This is a genomic window from Microbacterium sp. KSW4-4, from assembly GCF_023091185.1.
GTDB classification, from domain to species: domain Bacteria; phylum Actinomycetota; class Actinomycetes; order Actinomycetales; family Microbacteriaceae; genus Microbacterium; species Microbacterium paraoxydans.
Window position 1 is genome coordinate 12,914 of the sequence record NZ_JAHWXJ010000001.1, and the last position, 14,337, is coordinate 27,250.

At 69.7% G+C, this 14,337-nt stretch carries 15 protein-coding genes; 11 read left to right on the forward strand and 4 right to left on the reverse strand.

Translation table 11 applies throughout. The features are described 5' to 3' along the window. Complete coding sequence (gene prfA / locus KZC57_RS00065) at positions 1-1,080, forward strand: peptide chain release factor 1 (RefSeq protein ID WP_071328361.1); 1,080 nt, start codon at positions 1-3, stop codon at positions 1,078-1,080. A gap of 18 nt (positions 1,081-1,098) precedes the next feature. Here the strand turns inward: prfA and KZC57_RS00070 are convergent, their stop codons facing one another. Together KZC57_RS00070 and KZC57_RS00075 are read right to left on the reverse strand one after the other, a co-directional pair. After that, positions 1,099-1,752 (reverse strand): response regulator, encoded by a 654-nt coding sequence (locus KZC57_RS00070; protein WP_144880928.1) that lies wholly within the window; start codon positions 1,750-1,752, stop codon positions 1,099-1,101. Beyond that, entirely contained in the window at positions 1,749-3,395 is a 1,647-nt protein-coding gene (locus KZC57_RS00075; protein ID WP_247640789.1) for a sensor histidine kinase, read from the reverse strand. The genes KZC57_RS00070 and KZC57_RS00075 overlap by 4 nt, the downstream gene beginning before the upstream one ends. Before the next feature lie 149 nt (positions 3,396-3,544). Here KZC57_RS00075 and KZC57_RS00080 point away from each other — a divergent pair, with 149 nt between their 5' ends. After that, on the forward strand, positions 3,545-5,092 hold the full coding sequence (locus tag KZC57_RS00080; protein WP_060922513.1) for a CitMHS family transporter: 1,548 nt from the start codon (positions 3,545-3,547) through the stop codon (positions 5,090-5,092). Positions 5,093-5,120: 28 nt separating this feature from the next. Here KZC57_RS00080 and epsC read toward each other — a convergent pair whose 3' ends face one another. Continuing rightward, the gene (gene epsC, locus KZC57_RS00085; RefSeq protein WP_144880929.1) at positions 5,121-5,690 is read right to left on the reverse strand and encodes a serine O-acetyltransferase EpsC; all 570 of its coding nucleotides are present in this window, start codon (positions 5,688-5,690) and stop codon (positions 5,121-5,123) included. A gap of 8 nt (positions 5,691-5,698) precedes the next feature. Beyond that, positions 5,699-6,637, reverse strand: coding sequence for a cysteine synthase A (gene cysK, locus KZC57_RS00090; protein WP_247640790.1), 939 nt, complete (start codon positions 6,635-6,637; stop codon positions 5,699-5,701). A 97-nt stretch (positions 6,638-6,734) separates the two neighbouring features. On the opposite strand from cysK, the gene prmC reads away from it, so the two are divergent. From prmC to atpA, 9 genes are all read left to right on the forward strand, one after another. Beyond that, the gene (gene prmC / locus KZC57_RS00095) at positions 6,735-7,595 is read left to right on the forward strand and encodes a peptide chain release factor N(5)-glutamine methyltransferase (RefSeq protein ID WP_060922510.1); all 861 of its coding nucleotides are present in this window, start codon (positions 6,735-6,737) and stop codon (positions 7,593-7,595) included. A gap of 52 nt (positions 7,596-7,647) precedes the next feature. Then, a complete protein-coding gene (locus KZC57_RS00100) occupies positions 7,648-8,343 on the forward strand; it encodes an L-threonylcarbamoyladenylate synthase (RefSeq protein ID WP_105949611.1) in 696 nt (231 codons plus the stop codon). Then, complete coding sequence (locus KZC57_RS00105; RefSeq protein WP_071328370.1) at positions 8,340-9,512, forward strand: MraY family glycosyltransferase; 1,173 nt, start codon at positions 8,340-8,342, stop codon at positions 9,510-9,512. Before KZC57_RS00100 ends, KZC57_RS00105 begins: the two co-directional genes overlap by 4 nt. After that, positions 9,509-10,027 (forward strand): hypothetical protein, encoded by a 519-nt coding sequence (locus KZC57_RS00110; RefSeq protein ID WP_105949612.1) that lies wholly within the window; start codon positions 9,509-9,511, stop codon positions 10,025-10,027. The genes KZC57_RS00105 and KZC57_RS00110 overlap by 4 nt, the downstream gene beginning before the upstream one ends. Positions 10,028-10,171: 144 nt before the next feature. Beyond that, positions 10,172-10,960, forward strand: a complete 789-nt coding sequence (gene atpB / locus KZC57_RS00115; RefSeq protein WP_036292497.1) for a F0F1 ATP synthase subunit A — start codon at positions 10,172-10,174, stop codon at positions 10,958-10,960. Positions 10,961-11,003: 43 nt separating this feature from the next. Further along, entirely contained in the window at positions 11,004-11,240 is a 237-nt protein-coding gene (gene atpE, locus KZC57_RS00120; protein WP_025103147.1) for an ATP synthase F0 subunit C, read from the forward strand. Positions 11,241-11,267: 27 nt separating this feature from the next. After that, positions 11,268-11,846 (forward strand): F0F1 ATP synthase subunit B, encoded by a 579-nt coding sequence (locus KZC57_RS00125; protein WP_060922506.1) that lies wholly within the window; start codon positions 11,268-11,270, stop codon positions 11,844-11,846. Beyond that, positions 11,846-12,637 (forward strand): F0F1 ATP synthase subunit delta, encoded by a 792-nt coding sequence (locus KZC57_RS00130; RefSeq protein ID WP_105949613.1) that lies wholly within the window; start codon positions 11,846-11,848, stop codon positions 12,635-12,637. The genes KZC57_RS00125 and KZC57_RS00130 overlap by 1 nt, the downstream gene beginning before the upstream one ends. 47 nt (positions 12,638-12,684) lie before the next feature. Continuing rightward, entirely contained in the window at positions 12,685-14,325 is a 1,641-nt protein-coding gene (gene atpA, locus KZC57_RS00135) for a F0F1 ATP synthase subunit alpha (RefSeq protein WP_062634989.1), read from the forward strand. Positions 14,326-14,337: the final 12 nt, after the last annotated feature.

The following is a 14,337-nucleotide window of genomic DNA, read 5'->3' on the forward strand; positions in this document are numbered from 1 at the left end:
GTGTTCGAGTCCGTCCAGACTCTGATCGACGAGCATCGCCGGGTCCAGGAGGAGCTCTCCGACCCGGCGGTGCACGCCGACGCGGCGCGCGCCAAGCGCGTCAACCGTCGGTACGCCGAACTGTCGCGCATCGTCGCGGCGCACGAGGCGTGGACGGGGGCCGTCGACGATCTCGAGGCGGCGCGGGAACTGGCCCGTGAGGACGAAGCGTTCGCCGCGGAGATCCCCGCCCTCGAAGAGGGCGTGCAGGCGGCGCAGGAGCGTCTGCGGCGCCTTCTCATCCCGCGCGACCCGGACGACGCCCGCGACGTGATCATGGAGATCAAGGCGGGGGAGGGCGGCGCGGAGTCGGCCCTGTTCGCCGCGGATCTGCTGCGCATGTACGTGCAGTACGCCGCGTCGAAGGGGTGGAAGACCGAGCTGCTCGAGCGCAACGAGTCCGACCTCGGCGGCTACAAGGACGTGCAGGTCGCGATCAAGGGCTCGTCGTCCGACCCCGCGCAGGGCGTCTGGGCGCATCTAAAGTACGAGGGCGGTGTGCACCGCGTGCAGCGGGTTCCCGCGACGGAGTCGCAGGGGCGCATCCACACCTCGACGACCGGCGTGCTCGTGTTCCCCGAGGTGGACGAGCCCGAGGAGATCCAGATCGATCAGAACGATCTGAAGATCGACGTGTTCCGCTCATCGGGACCCGGCGGGCAGTCGGTGAACACCACCGACTCCGCTGTCCGCATCACGCACGTGCCCACCGGGATCGTCGTGTCGATGCAGAACGAGAAGTCACAGCTGCAGAACCGCGAGGCGGCGATGCGCGTGCTGCGCGCCCGACTGCTCGCCAAGCAGCAGGAGGAGCTCGATGCGGCGGCCTCCGACGCACGCAAGTCGCAGATCCGCGGCATGGACCGTTCGGAGCGCATCCGCACGTACAACTTCCCCGAGAACCGGATCGCGGATCACCGCACCGGGTTCAAGGCGTACAACCTCGATCAGGTCATGGACGGTGCGCTCGACCCCATCATCGAGAGCGCCATCGCCGCCGACGAGGAGGCGCGTCTCGCCGCCGTCGGCTCCGAGGGCTGAGCGGCCGCCGCGACGGCGTCAGGTGCGCGCGGCGTACCGGTGCTCGGGACGCCCGGTCGACCCGTACTGCAACCGCACCTCGACGATGGTCCGCGCGGCGAGAGCGGCGAGGTGCCGTTGCGCCGTGGCGCGGGAGATGCCGACCCGTTCGGCGACCTCCGCGGCGGAGGCCTCGTCGGCCCCGAGCGCCTCGAGCACGCGCTGCTCGGTTGCCGAACGCGACAGGGAGACCGGCTCGCCGCCCCCGTGCAGGATCGCCAGCGCGCGGTCCACGTCCTCCTGCGTGAGCGCACGATCGCCCGCGAGCAGATTGCGGTAGCGGGTGTATCGGTCGAGGAGCCCGGTGAGGGCACGGCGCTCGAAGGGCTTCACGAGGTAGCCTACGGCGCCGGTCCGCAGCGCCCGTCGTACCGTGGGGGCGTCGTCCGCGGCGGAGATGAGGATCGCGTCGACGCCGGCCTCGCGGACGAGCCCGATGCCGTCGCCGTCGGGGAGATAGACGTCGGCGAGCAGGACATCGGGGCGTGTCGAGCGCACGAGGTCGCGTGCCTCGGCGCAGGACCGCGCGGTCCCGGTCACGGCGTACCCGGGGTGGTCGTCCACGATCGTCCGGTGCAGATCGGCCACCCGGAAGTCGTCGTCGAGGATGAGCGCGCGCAGCGGTTCGGTCATGGGTCCTCCTTCGGGACACGCGGAGCGGGGTCGACGGCATCCCCGAGGCGGGCGGCGAACACCGCGCCGTGGCCGGGACCGCCGGGGTCGATGATCCAGAGGTCGCCTCCGCTGCGGCGAGCGATCTCCGTCGCGAGCGGCAGACCGATGCCGTGCCCGTGCACCGGGTCGTCGCTTCCGTCCTCGACGGTGCTCGTCCGCGGGTCGGGCTCGCGCAGACCGTCGCCGGAGTCGGCCACGGTGACGATGAGCGCGTCACCGTCGCTCAGCACGGAGACGTCCACCCACCGCGGCTCCCGCGTGCCCGCGACGGCGGCCACGACCGCGTTGTCGACGAGGTTGCCGAGCACGCTCGCCACGTCCTCGGCCCGGCGGACGGTGCCGATCAGCTGAGTCTCGTCTCCGATCCGCAGGGCGACGCCCCGTTCGGCGGCCTCGACGCCCTTGGCTCCGAGGAAGGCGTGCAGGAACGGGTCGCGCACGAGGTCGAGTCCGGTGACGGGGAACGCCACCGGACCGCGGCTCACCAGCTCGTCGAGGAATGCCCTGGCGTCGTCGACACGACCGGCGTCGATGAGGCCCGCGGCCACATGAAGGCGGTTCGCGAACTCGTGGCGCTGGACACGCAGCGCGGAGGTCATCGTCCGGACGGCTTCCAACCGCTCGGTCAGGGCGATGAGGTCGGTGCGGTCGCGCACGATCAGCACCTCGCCGAGCGCGCGCCCGTCGCGTCGCACCGCGCGCGACTCGAGGTACAGCATCCGGTCGCCGACGACGGCCTCCGCACGGTCGCGAGCCCCGGTGGCGGTATCCCGCACGACCGGCGGGAGCGGGAGCGCGTCCACGGTGTGGCCGACCGGATCGTGAAGCCCGAGGAGCCGGTCCGCCGCCGCATTGCTCACGCGCACGACACCGTCCTGATCGACCGCGAGCACGCCGTCGCCGACGCCGTCGAGCACCGCCGTCTGATTCTGCACGAGGGCGACCAGCTCCTCGGGCTGCACGCCGATGGTCAACCGTTCCCAGCGGCGGCGCAGGAGGAGGAAGGTCAGGAGGGCTAGGGCGAGCGCGCCGGCGGCGGTGAGACCGAGAGCGGCGAGTAGGGGAGGCAGGTCGTCGAACACACCCGCGCGCTCGAACCCGACGCTGATCTCGCCGACCGGCGTGCCGGAGTCGTCGCGCACCGGCACCTTCGCGCGGGCGGACTCGCCGAGCGTGCCGGTCTGCCAGTCGACCACCTCGTGGCCCGCCAGCACCGCGGCGAAGGGGGTGCTCACCACCTCGCCGATCCGGGACGGCAGGGGATGAGCAAGACGGATGCCTTCATCGTCCGTGATGACGACGAACAGGGCCCCGGTGCGGGCCATGACGTCCGTGGCGATCTGCTGCAGGTCTCCGTCGCGCAGCGCCTCCGCGTCCGGCTCGTCGTCCGAGGCGGAGATGGTGGCGACCGCCGCCCGCACCTGCGCATCCTCGGCCAGGGTCCTCGCGATGCCGAGCGCGGTCGACTCCGCCTCGGCGCGCAACTGCTGAACCGCGAGGGCGAGGTACACGCCCGTGCACAGCGTCACGACCAGGGCGACGGCGGCGAGGTGGAGCAGCAGCGCGCGGGTCGCGAACCGGACCCGTCTCCGCGGGGCCATCGCCACCTCCTCCCATCGCGCAATATGCGCAGAAGTCACGGTACGCGCACAAGGCGCGGTTATGCGGCATACCGCGCTCCGCGTCCCCGGATTCCCTAGCCTCGTCAGGATCCGTCAGCGATGACGGAGCGACGACGAAGGAGTCACGCATGTTCCACGCATCGACCGCGCTGATCGCTGCCGCCGAGGAGGAGGCACCGACCTACGACGTGGCCTTCGTGCCGCCGGAGGGCGTGCTCGTCATCCTCGGCTTCACGATGGTCCTCGTGTTCATGACGCTGATCATGACCAAGCGCCTCACCCCGATGGTGGCCCTGATCCTGGTGCCGACCGCCTTCGGGCTCTTCGCGGGAGCGGGGCTCGGGCTCGGCGACATGATCCTCGACTCGATCGGCACCATGGCGCCCACGGCGGCGCTGCTGATGTTCGCGATCATGTTCTTCGGCATCATGATTGACGTCGGACTCTTCGACCCTCTCATCCGGCTGATCACGCGGGTGCTCGGTGACGACCCCGCAAAGGTGGTGCTCGGGACGGCGATCCTCGCGGGCGCGGTGTCCCTCGACGGCGACGGCTCGACGACGTTCATCATAACGACCTCCGCGATGCTGCCCATCTACCTGCGCCTCGGCATGAGCCCCGTCGTCCTCACCTGCGTCGCCGGACTCATGAACGGCACGCTCAACATCGTCCCGTGGGGCGGCCCGACCGTGCGCGCCGCGACCGCGCTCGGTGTGCAGCCGACGGAGATCTTCGTGCCGATGCTCCCCGCTCTGGGCGCAGGCATCGTCGTGACGCTCGGCTTCGCCTGGCTCCTCGGCCTGGGGGAGCGGCGGCGCCTGGGACGGATCGACGCGGACGGCCGGCTCACCGGAGCCGACGGCGGCGTCCTCTCCTCGGTGCCCCGGATCTTCCGCGGCGCCGAGCTCAAGCCGGGCGCGCGCGCCTCGCTGCGCACCGGCAACCTCGTCGTCGTCGCCGGCGGACACGCTCCGGTCGCCGCCGGGAGCGTCGACCCCGCGGACACGGCGATGGCCGACACCATGCTGGACCCGGCCCGGCCGACCCTGCGTCCGCGGCTGATCTGGTTCAACCTCCTCCTGACCGTCGCGGTCATGGTGCTCCTGGTGATCGACATCCTGCCGTTGCCCTACGTGTTCATGGTCGGCGCGGGCATCGCCCTCGTCGTCAACTTCCGCGGCATCAAGGAGCAGGCGGCCGAGATCGTCGCGCACGCCCCGAGCATCGTCGGCGTCGTGTCGATGGTCATCGCGGCCGGAGTCCTCGTGGGAGTCCTCTCCGGCACCGGCATGGTCGACGCCATGGCGACCTGGATCACGAACGTGCTGCCGCCCGCGCTCGGGCCCTTCCTCGCTCCGATCACGGGCGTGCTGTCGATCCCGTTCACGTTCTTCATGTCGAACGACGCCTTCTACTTCGGGATCCTCCCGGTGCTCGCCCAGAGTGCCGCGAACTTCGGCATCGACCCCGTCGAGATGGCCAGGGCCTCGATCACCGGACAGCCGGTGCACCTGCAGAGCCCGCTCGTGCCCGCGATCCTGCTGCTCGTCTCCCTCGCCGGAGTGAACCTCGGAGACCATCACCGCAAGGTGCTGTGGCGCGCGGTCATCGTGTCGCTCGTGATGCTGGGGATCGGCATCCTGGTCGGCGCCGTCCCGTTCTTCGTCGCGCAGTGACGAAGAACGCCGGTCGCCGGGCGGCGCGTCAGATGGAGTAGTCCGGGGCGGTCAGCAGGGCTCTGGTGTCCTCACCAGCGCTCCGCTGGCGCGGCTTCGCCGGCACGCCCACGAGCACGCTGTCGGCGGGTGCGTCCTTCGTGACCACGGCGTTGGCACCCACCACCGAGCGGGCGCCGACCGTGACGGGGCCGAGGATCTTCGCCCCCGCGCCCACGGCGACGCCGTCCTGCAAGGTGGGGTGCCGCTTGCCGACGTCCCGTGTCCGACCGCCGAGGGTCACACCGTGGTACATGAGGACGTCATCGCCGATCTCCGCGGTCTCGCCGATCACGACGCCCATGCCGTGGTCGATGAAGAAGCGCCGGCCGATCCGGGCTCCCGGGTGGATCTCGACGCCGGTCAGCCAGCGGGACACCTGTGACCCGGCACGGGCGAGGAGTCGGAAGCGTCGCCGCCACAGCGCGTGGGAGACGCGGTGCGCCCAGACAGCATGCAGGCCGGGGTAGAGCAGAGCCACCTCGAGCGCGCTGCGCGCGGCCGGATCGCGAAGGCGCGCGGCGGCGATGTCCTCGCGCATTCGCCCGATCATGCCCATCGACGACCTCAGTCCTCGCGAAGATCCTCGAACAGGGCGGTGGAGAGGTACCGCTCGCCGGTGTCCGGGATGATCACGACGATGGTCTTGCCGGCGTTCTCCGGGCGCGCGGCGACGGTCAGCGCGGCCGAGACGGCGGCGCCGGAGGACATGCCGACCAGCAGTCCCTCCTTCGCGGCGAGCTCTCGGGCCACGCGCAGGGAGTCCTCGAACTCCGCCGTGATGATCTCGTCGAGCACGTCGCGGTCGAGCACATCGGGCACGAAGTTCGGGCCGATGCCCTGGATCTTGTGCGGTCCGGGGTGCCCCTCGGTCAGGACGGGGGAGTCCTTGGGCTCCACGGCGATGACCTGGACCTCGGGCTTCGCCGCCTTCAGCGCCTGCCCGGTGCCCGTGACGGTGCCACCCGTGCCGACGCCGGCGATGAAGATGTCGACTGCGCCGTCGGTGTCCCGGAGGACCTCCTGCGCCGTGGTCTCGCGGTGGATCTGCGGGTTCGCCGCGTTCTCGAACTGGCGGATCCAGACGGCGCCAGGGGTCTCGTCGACGATCCGCTTGACCTCCTCGATGGCCCCCTTCATGCCCTTGGTGGGGTCGGTGAGGACGATCTCCGCGCCGAAGGCCTTGAGCAGCACACGGCGCTCCTTCGACATCGAGGCGGGCATGGTGAGGATGACGCGGTAGCCGCGGGCGGCGCCGACCATGGCGAGGGCGATACCGGTGTTGCCGCTCGTCGACTCCACGATGGTGCCGCCGGGGGAGAGCTCGCCGGCCGCCTCGGCCGCGTTGATCATGGCGATGCCGATGCGGTCCTTCACGCTCGACGCCGGGTTGTAGTACTCGAGCTTCGCGAGCACGGTGGCGCCGAGGCCCTCGGTCACGCGGTTGAGGCGGACGAGCGGGGTGTTCCCGAAAGCGGTGGTGATGTCGGGGTGGATGCCGGACATGGGGGAGCCTTCCTGTGCGGGTGCGCTGCCGCTCCAGCCTAGGCGAGCGCGATGGGGCACGGGGCATTGTGACGGCCGCGCACTCTACGCTGGAGCCATGCCCGACCTCTCCCTCGCCGCCGCCGTGCGCGCCGCCGCGCAGCGTCTCGCCGACGCCGGCGTGCCCGACCCCCTCGTCGACGCGGAGCTGCTCGCCGGGCACGTCCGGGGACAGCGCCGGGGAGAGGTGCAGGCGGCGGTGATCCGCGGTGACCGGCTCGACGATGACGACGCGGCGGCGCTGGACGCCCTCGTCGCCCGCCGCGCGCGCAGGGAGCCGCTGCAGCATCTCACGGGAACGGCACCGTTCCGGCACCTGGAGCTCGCGGTCGGTCCCGGCGTCTTCGTCCCGCGTCCCGAGACGGAGACGGTGGTGCAGTATGCGATCGACGCTCTCCTGGGATCGGGCGATCCTTCCCCGATCGGCGTCGATCTCGGCACCGGGAGCGGTGCGATCGCGCTCGCGATGGCGACCGAGGTGCCGCATGCGCGGGTCTACGCCGCAGAACTCTCTCCGGAGGCGCACGCCTGGGCCCGCCGCAACGTCGAGGGCGTCGAGAACCTCACGCTCGTGCTGTCGGACCTCGCGGAGGCGTTCCCGGAACTGGACGGTACGGCAGCAGTCGTCATCTCGAACCCGCCCTACGTGCCGGCACAGGCGATCCCCCGTGACCCCGAGGTCCGGCTGTTCGACCCCGCCCTCGCGCTCTACGGCGGAGAGGACGGGCTCGATGTCGTCCGGGTGCTCAGCACCAGGGCTCTGCGCCTGCTGAGATCCGGCGGAACCCTCGTGATCGAGCACGGAGAACTGCAGGGCGCTCCGATCCGGGAGCTGCTCGCGGCGGACGGCTGGCGGGCCGCGGCCACCCATCGCGATCTGACGCTGCGCGATCGCGCCACCACCGCCGTTCGTCCCTGATCAGCAGTCGTCGAGCTCGTCCCGAACCCGCCCCGCGTAGAATCGAACCGTCATGTCCCCCATCTTCGACTGCAGCGACGAGGCGCAGCTGCTCGCCGGAATGCGCAATGCGCGTCAGGCGATCGGCCGCGGCGACCTCATCGTCATCCCCACCGACACCGTCTACGGCGTCGCCGCCGACGCTTTCTCGCCGCCCGCGGTGCAGCGTCTCCTGGATGCCAAGGGTCGCGGCCGCAATCAGCCGCCGCCCGTGCTCGTCGGCACGAAGGAGACGCTGACGGCCCTCGCGGAGGCTGTTCCGGAGCCCGTCCAGCGTCTCGTCGACGCGTTCTGGCCCGGGGGACTCACGATCGTGCTGCCGGCGCAGCCCTCGCTGGTGTGGGATCTGGGGGAGACCCAGGGCACGGTCGCCGTCCGCATGCCCGAGGGCCGGGTGGTGCTCGAGCTGTTGGCCGAGACCGGACCGCTCGCGGTGTCCAGCGCCAACCTCACCGGCAAGGCGGCGGCGATCTCCGCGCTCGACGCGGAGAAGATGCTGGGCGACAGCGTCGCGGTGTACCTGGACGACGGCATGAGCAGGAACGGCGTCGCCTCCACGATCGTCGACGCGACCTCTCTCGTGCGCCGCGGCCCCGATACCGAGGAGGGCGTCGTCCGGATCCTGCGGGACGGCGTCGTGACCAGGGAGCAGCTGCGCGAGGTCCTGGGCGACCTGCTCGAGCCGGAGCCGCAGGACGGGGATTCGTGAAGCAGTACCTCTTCACGATCATCGTCACCGCCGCGATCACCTTCGTGCTGACGTGGGCGGTGTGGCGGTTGAGCCTGCGCTTCAAGCTGTATCCCGGCATCCGCGAGCGCGACGTGCACACCACGCCGACACCCCGCCTCGGCGGCGTCGCGATCTTCCTCGGCATCGTGGCCGCCTTCGCGGTCTCGGCAGCCAACCCCTTCTTCCAGAGCATCTGGACGCCCCCGCAGACCATGTGGTCCATCCTCGCCGCCGCGCTCCTCATCGCCGTGATCGGGGTGATGGACGATCTCTGGGACATCGACTGGATGATCAAGCTCGGCGCGCAGTTCCTCGCCGCAGGCATCATCACGGTCGGCGGCGGTCTGCAGATCCTCTCCCTGCCGTTCGGCGACCTCATCGTGGTGTCGAGCTGGCTGAGCATCACGATCACGATGTTCGCGATCGTGATCGTCATGAACGCCGTGAACTTCATCGACGGGCTGGACGGCCTCGTCGCCGGCGTCTGCCTGATCTCCAACGGGGTCTTCTTCGCCTATTCGTACATCTTCACGCGCGACTCCGGCGCGTCGAGCTACTTCAACCTCTCCACCTTCCTCGCTGCGGTCCTCATCGGCGCGTGCCTCGGATTCCTGCCGTTGAACTGGAGTCCGGCGAAGCTCTTCATGGGCGACTCGGGTGCGCTCGTGATCGGTCTGCTCATGGCGACCTCGGCCATCGCGATCACCGGGCAGATGGATCCGTCCGCCCTGGATCCGGAGCGCCTCGGGCGCTCGCAGCTCATCGGCGCCTTCCTGCCCATCCTGCTTCCGCTGCTCGTCGTGCTCCTCCCGCTGCTCGACTTCGGGCTCGCCGTGCTGCGTCGGATGAGCGCAGGCCGCTCGCCGTTCTCCCCGGACCGGAAGCACCTGCACCACCGGATGCTCGACCTCGGGCACCGCGACCGCGATGCGGTCCTCATCTTCTACGCCTGGACGGCCGTCATCTCCCTCGCCGTCCTCCTGATGTACGTCGGCGCCCGTGAGGACTGGCCTGGCCAGTACCTCCCCGGGGTCGCCTTCGGGGTCGTCGGCATCGCCGCGTGCCTCGTCATCACCCTGAGCCCCACCCGCCGACGCAAGACCGCCGCGGGCGCTGCGCCCGACCCGATCCCCCTGGAGCCCCGATGAGTCCCAGCCCCGTTTCCAGCACCCCGATCCTGCGTCGCACGCTCGTCTGGTCGGCGGTGGCAACCGTCGTGCTGGCTCTCGTCGCCGGCGGGATCGGCTTCGCGGTCGCGCAGGGGGAGGGGCTCGTGAGCGGCCTTCTCGGCGTGCTCCTGGCCGCGCTGTTCCTCGGCATCACCGGGCTGAGCATCCTGATCGCCAACCGGTGGTATGGCGACCCGCTCTATGTGCAGCTCTTCTTCGCGATCGTCCTCGGCGGCTGGCTGCTGAAGCTCGGGGTCTTCGTCGTCGTGATGATCCTGCTCGCCGGACAGCCGTGGATCGAGCCGATGGTGTTCTTCCTGTCGATCGTCGCCGGGGTGCTGATGTCCCTCATCATCGATGTCGTCGTCCTCACCCAGATGCGGCTGCCGAACGTCAGCGACACCACGCTGCCCACCGAGGTGCCGGAGGACCGCGCCCCGGGAGCGGTGAACGACGCCCCGGACGGCCCGGCGGACACCGCCCCGCGGTCTTAGGGCACCCTTGGATTCTGATAGTGTTGAGGAGTGCCCGCCGCTCGCCCGCGAGCGCTTGCGCTGTGTAGCACACCGACCATCGTCGCCCCGGTTCTGACCGGTGCCCCGAAGCTGGAGCCCGCGCTGTTTAATCTTGCTGCGACCCTGACCCCCCGACTCGCGTCCTCGGATGGCGAGTTCCACGGCCCTTCGATCGATGAGTTCTTCCCGGAGATCCTCTTCCACGTCGGACCCATCCCGGTCAACCGGATCCACCTGATCCAGTTGCTCTCGGTGATCGCCGTCGTCCTGATCCTCTGGCTCGGCACCCGCCGTATGAAGGTCGTGCCCGGCCGCTTCCAGAGCCTCGTCGAGATGGGCCTCGGCTTCGTCCGCGGCGGCATCGCCCACGACCTGCTGGGCCGCAAGGACGGCGACCGCTTCCTGCCGATCCTCACCACGATCTTCTTCATGGTGCTGTTCATGAACATCACGGGCATCATCCCGTTCCTGAACATGCCGGGAACGGCGATCATCGCGGTGCCGCTCACGCTCGCCGTGGTCAGCTACGTCACGTTCATCTACGCCGGCATCAAGAAGAGCCCGAAGAACTTCTTCAAGAACGCGCTCTTCCCGTCGGGCGTGCCGTGGCCGGTCTACTTCATCGTCACGCCGATCGAGCTCATCTCGACGTTCATCATCCGCCCGGTGACCCTCACCCTGCGACTGCTGATGAACCTCGTCGTCGGCCACATGATCCTGGTCCTCTGCTTCGCGGCGACCCAGTTCTTCTTCTTCACCGCGGGTGGCGGCTGGGCTGCCCTCGGTATCGGAACCCTCGCCTTCGGCGGCGCCTTCACTCTCTTCGAGATCCTGGTCGCCGTCCTGCAGGCCTACGTCTTCACCGTCCTCACCGCGGTCTACATCCAGCTCGCGGTCGCAGAAGAGCACTGAGCGGGCGGGCAACAGCCCACCCACCCAACGAAAGGAAAAACCCGTGGACGCAACTACGGTTCTCGCTGAAATCAACGGCCACCTCGCGGCGGTCGGCTACGGCCTCGCGGCCATCGGCCCGGCCATCGGTGTGGGCATCGTGGTCGGCAAGACCATCGAGGGCGTCGCCCGTCAGCCCGAGCTGGCCGGTCGCCTGCAGGTCCTCATGTGGATCGGTATCGCCTTCACCGAGGCGCTTGCGTTCGTCGGCATCGCCGTCGGATTCATCCCCTTCCCGTAATCCCCACCGACTTCTGAAGGAGACAGGATGCTGAACGCTCTTGTCACGAACCTCGCGGCTGAGGGTGAGGCGGCGAACAACCCGCTGATCCCCGCGTGGTACGACATCATCTGGTCGGGCTTCTGGTTCCTCATCATCCTCGCCGTCGTGTGGAAGGTCGCCCTTCCCCGTCTGACGAAGATGCTCGACGAGCGGTCCGCCGCCATCGAGGGCAACATCGCCAAGGCCGATGAGGCGCAGAAGCAGGCGGAAGCGGCTCTCGAGGAGTACACCCGGCAGCTCGCCGAGGCACGCACCGAGGCCGGTGAGATCCGTGAGGCCGCCCGTGAGGACGGCAAGAAGATCATCGCCGAGGCGAAGGAGACCGCAGCCAGCGAGGCCGCGCGTCTGACCGCCACCGCGCACACGCAGATCGAGGCCGAGCGCCAGACGGCTCTCGTCTCGCTGCGCAGCGAGGTCGGCTCGCTCGCTCTCGACCTCGCCGGCGGCGTGGTCGGCGAGACGCTCTCCGACGACGCTCGCGCGGCCGCCGTGGTCGACCGCTTCCTCGCCGATCTCGAAGCATCCGACCTTCGACAGGCTCAGGTACCGGGCGGGCAGTCGTAATGGGCAGCGCGACCGCTCAGGCACTCGCGGCATCCACTCAGGCGCTTGCCGCAGCGAAGGACATCACCCTCGAGACCGCGCGCGAGCTGTTCGCGGCCGCGCGGGCCGTGGGCGAATCGTCTCAGCTGAGCGGCGCGCTGGCTGACCCCTCGGCTCCGGCCACGGCGCGGCAGAACGTCGTGTCCGCCGTGTTCGGGCAGTACGGCTCCGCGACGCAGGGCATCCTGCGCACCGCGGTCGCCGAGCGCTGGTCGAACGCGTCCGAGCTGATCGACGGCCTCGAAGAGCTCGCGATCCGGGCGGCGACCATCGCCGAGCCCGGCGCGGACATCGAGGGAGAGCTCTTCGGCTTCTCGCGCGTGATCGCGGCGAACCCGGAGCTCGAACTCGCTCTCGGCAGCCGGCTCGGGGGAGAGGACGCGAAGGCCACCCTGGTCGAGCGTCTCCTCGCCGACGCCTCCGCCAGCGCTCCGACGGCCCTCATCGTCACGTCCCTCGTGCGTCAGCCGCGCGAGCGCCGGGTGCGGCAGCTGCTGAGCCGGGCGATGCGCATCGTCTCGAGCCAGCGCGGCCGCCTCGTGGCCACGGTGCACACCGCGACCGAGCTCAGCGACGCCCAGCGCACGCGACTCGGCCAGACGCTCTCGCAGCGATACGGCGGCCAGGTGTCCCTCAATGTCGTCATCGACCCCACCGTCGTCGGAGGCCTGCGCGTGCAGATCGCCGATGACGTCATCGACGGCAGCATCTCCGCACGACTCGCCGACCTTCGCCAGAAGCTCGCGGGCTAACACGACTTCGCGCGGGGAACCGCGCACCCAGATACAAAGGGAAGACAATGGCAGAACTATCGATCAGCCCCGACGTCATCCGTGACGCGCTGAAGGATTTCGCCGCCGCGTACGAGCCCACCGGGGCCGCGGCGACCGAGGTCGGCACCGTCATCGACGCCGCCGACGGCATCGCTCACGTCGAGGGACTTCCCGGCGTCATGGCGAACGAGCTCGTGACCTTCGCCGACGGCACCAAGGGTCTCGCGCTGAACCTCGACGAGCACGAGATCGGCGTCGTCGTCCTCGGCGACTTCACCGGCATCGAGGCCGGTCAGGAAGTCACCCGCACGGGTGAGGTCCTCTCCGTCCCGGTCGGTGACGGCTACCTCGGCCGCGTCGTCGACCCGCTCGGCAACCCGATCGACGGCCTCGGCGCGATCGCGACCGAGGGAGTCCGCGAGCTCGAGCTCCAGGCCCCCGGCGTCATGCAGCGCAAGTCGGTCCACGAGCCCATGCAGACCGGTATCAAGGCCATCGACGCGATGATCCCGGTCGGCCGCGGCCAGCGCCAGCTCATCATCGGCGACCGTCAGACCGGCAAGACGGCCATCGCGATCGACACGATCATCAACCAGAAGGCCAACTGGGAGTCCGGCGACGTCAACAAGCAGGTCCGCTGCATCTACGTCGCCATCGGTCAGAAGGGCTCGACCATCGCTTCGGTGAAGGGCGCGCTCGAAGAGGCCGGCGCTCTGGAGTACACCACCATCGTGGCGGCTCCGGCGTCCGACCCCGCCGGCTTCAAGTACCTCGCTCCGTACACCGGTTCGGCCATCGGCCAGCACTGGATGTACGGCGGCAAGCACGTCCTGATCATCTTCGACGACCTGTCGAAGCAGGCCGAGGCCTACCGTGCCGTCTCCCTGCTGCTCCGCCGCCCGCCGGGCCGCGAGGCCTACCCTGGCGACGTCTTCTACCTGCACTCGCGTCTGCTCGAGCGGTGCGCGAAGCTGTCCGACGAGCTCGGTGCCGGCTCGATGACGGGTCTCCCGATCATCGAGACCAAGGCGAACGACGTCTCGGCGTACATCCCGACCAACGTGATCTCGATCACCGACGGCCAGATCTTCCTCCAGTCCGACCTCTTCAACGCCAACCAGCGTCCCGCGGTCGACGTGGGTATCTCGGTGTCGCGTGTCGGTGGTGACGCCCAGGTGAAGTCGATCAAGAAGGTCTCCGGAACGTTGAAGCTGGAGCTGGCGCAGTACCGCTCGCTCGAGGCGTTCGCGATGTTCGCCTCGGACCTCGACGCCGCGTCGCGCCGTCAGCTCTCGCGCGGTGCCCGTCTGACCGAGCTGCTCAAGCAGCCGCAGTACTCGCCGTACCCGGTGGAGGAGCAGGTCGTCTCGATCTGGGCCGGCACCAACGGCAAGCTCGACTCGATCGAGGTCGAGGACGTGCTCCGCTTCGAGCGCGAGCTGCTCGACTACCTGCGTCGCAACACCAAGGTGCTCGACACGCTTCGGGAGACGAACGTGCTGGACGACGCCACCGTCGCCGAGCTCGACAAGCAGACCGACAACTTCCTCCTGGAGTTCCAGGGCGGCAAGGGCCACGCCATCGGCGCCCCTGGTCACGAGGAGCACGCTGCGGCCGAGGCCGAGGACGTCAACCAGGAGAAGATCGTCAAGGGTCGTCGCGCGTAATCGCGTGAGGTA

Bases quoted from the DNA above. Each gene is read 5' to 3' on its own strand.
- KZC57_RS00070 (WP_144880928.1), bottom strand. From the start codon at position 1,752: ATGACCGAACCGCTGCGCGCGCTCATCCTCGACGACGACTTCCGGGTG.
- KZC57_RS00075 (WP_247640789.1), bottom strand. From the start codon at position 3,395: ATGGCCCCGCGGAGACGGGTCCGGTTCGCGACCCGCGCGCTGCTGCTC.
- KZC57_RS00080 (WP_060922513.1), top strand. From the start codon at position 3,545: ATGTTCCACGCATCGACCGCGCTGATCGCTGCCGCCGAGGAGGAGGCA.
- epsC (WP_144880929.1), bottom strand. From the start codon at position 5,690: ATGGGCATGATCGGGCGAATGCGCGAGGACATCGCCGCCGCGCGCCTT.
- cysK (WP_247640790.1), bottom strand. From the start codon at position 6,637: ATGTCCGGCATCCACCCCGACATCACCACCGCTTTCGGGAACACCCCG.
- prmC (WP_060922510.1), top strand. From the start codon at position 6,735: ATGCCCGACCTCTCCCTCGCCGCCGCCGTGCGCGCCGCCGCGCAGCGT.
- KZC57_RS00100 (WP_105949611.1), top strand. From the start codon at position 7,648: ATGTCCCCCATCTTCGACTGCAGCGACGAGGCGCAGCTGCTCGCCGGA.
- KZC57_RS00110 (WP_105949612.1), top strand. From the start codon at position 9,509: ATGAGTCCCAGCCCCGTTTCCAGCACCCCGATCCTGCGTCGCACGCTC.
- KZC57_RS00125 (WP_060922506.1), top strand. From the start codon at position 11,268: ATGCTGAACGCTCTTGTCACGAACCTCGCGGCTGAGGGTGAGGCGGCG.
- KZC57_RS00130 (WP_105949613.1), top strand. From the start codon at position 11,846: ATGGGCAGCGCGACCGCTCAGGCACTCGCGGCATCCACTCAGGCGCTT.
- atpA (WP_062634989.1), top strand. From the start codon at position 12,685: ATGGCAGAACTATCGATCAGCCCCGACGTCATCCGTGACGCGCTGAAG.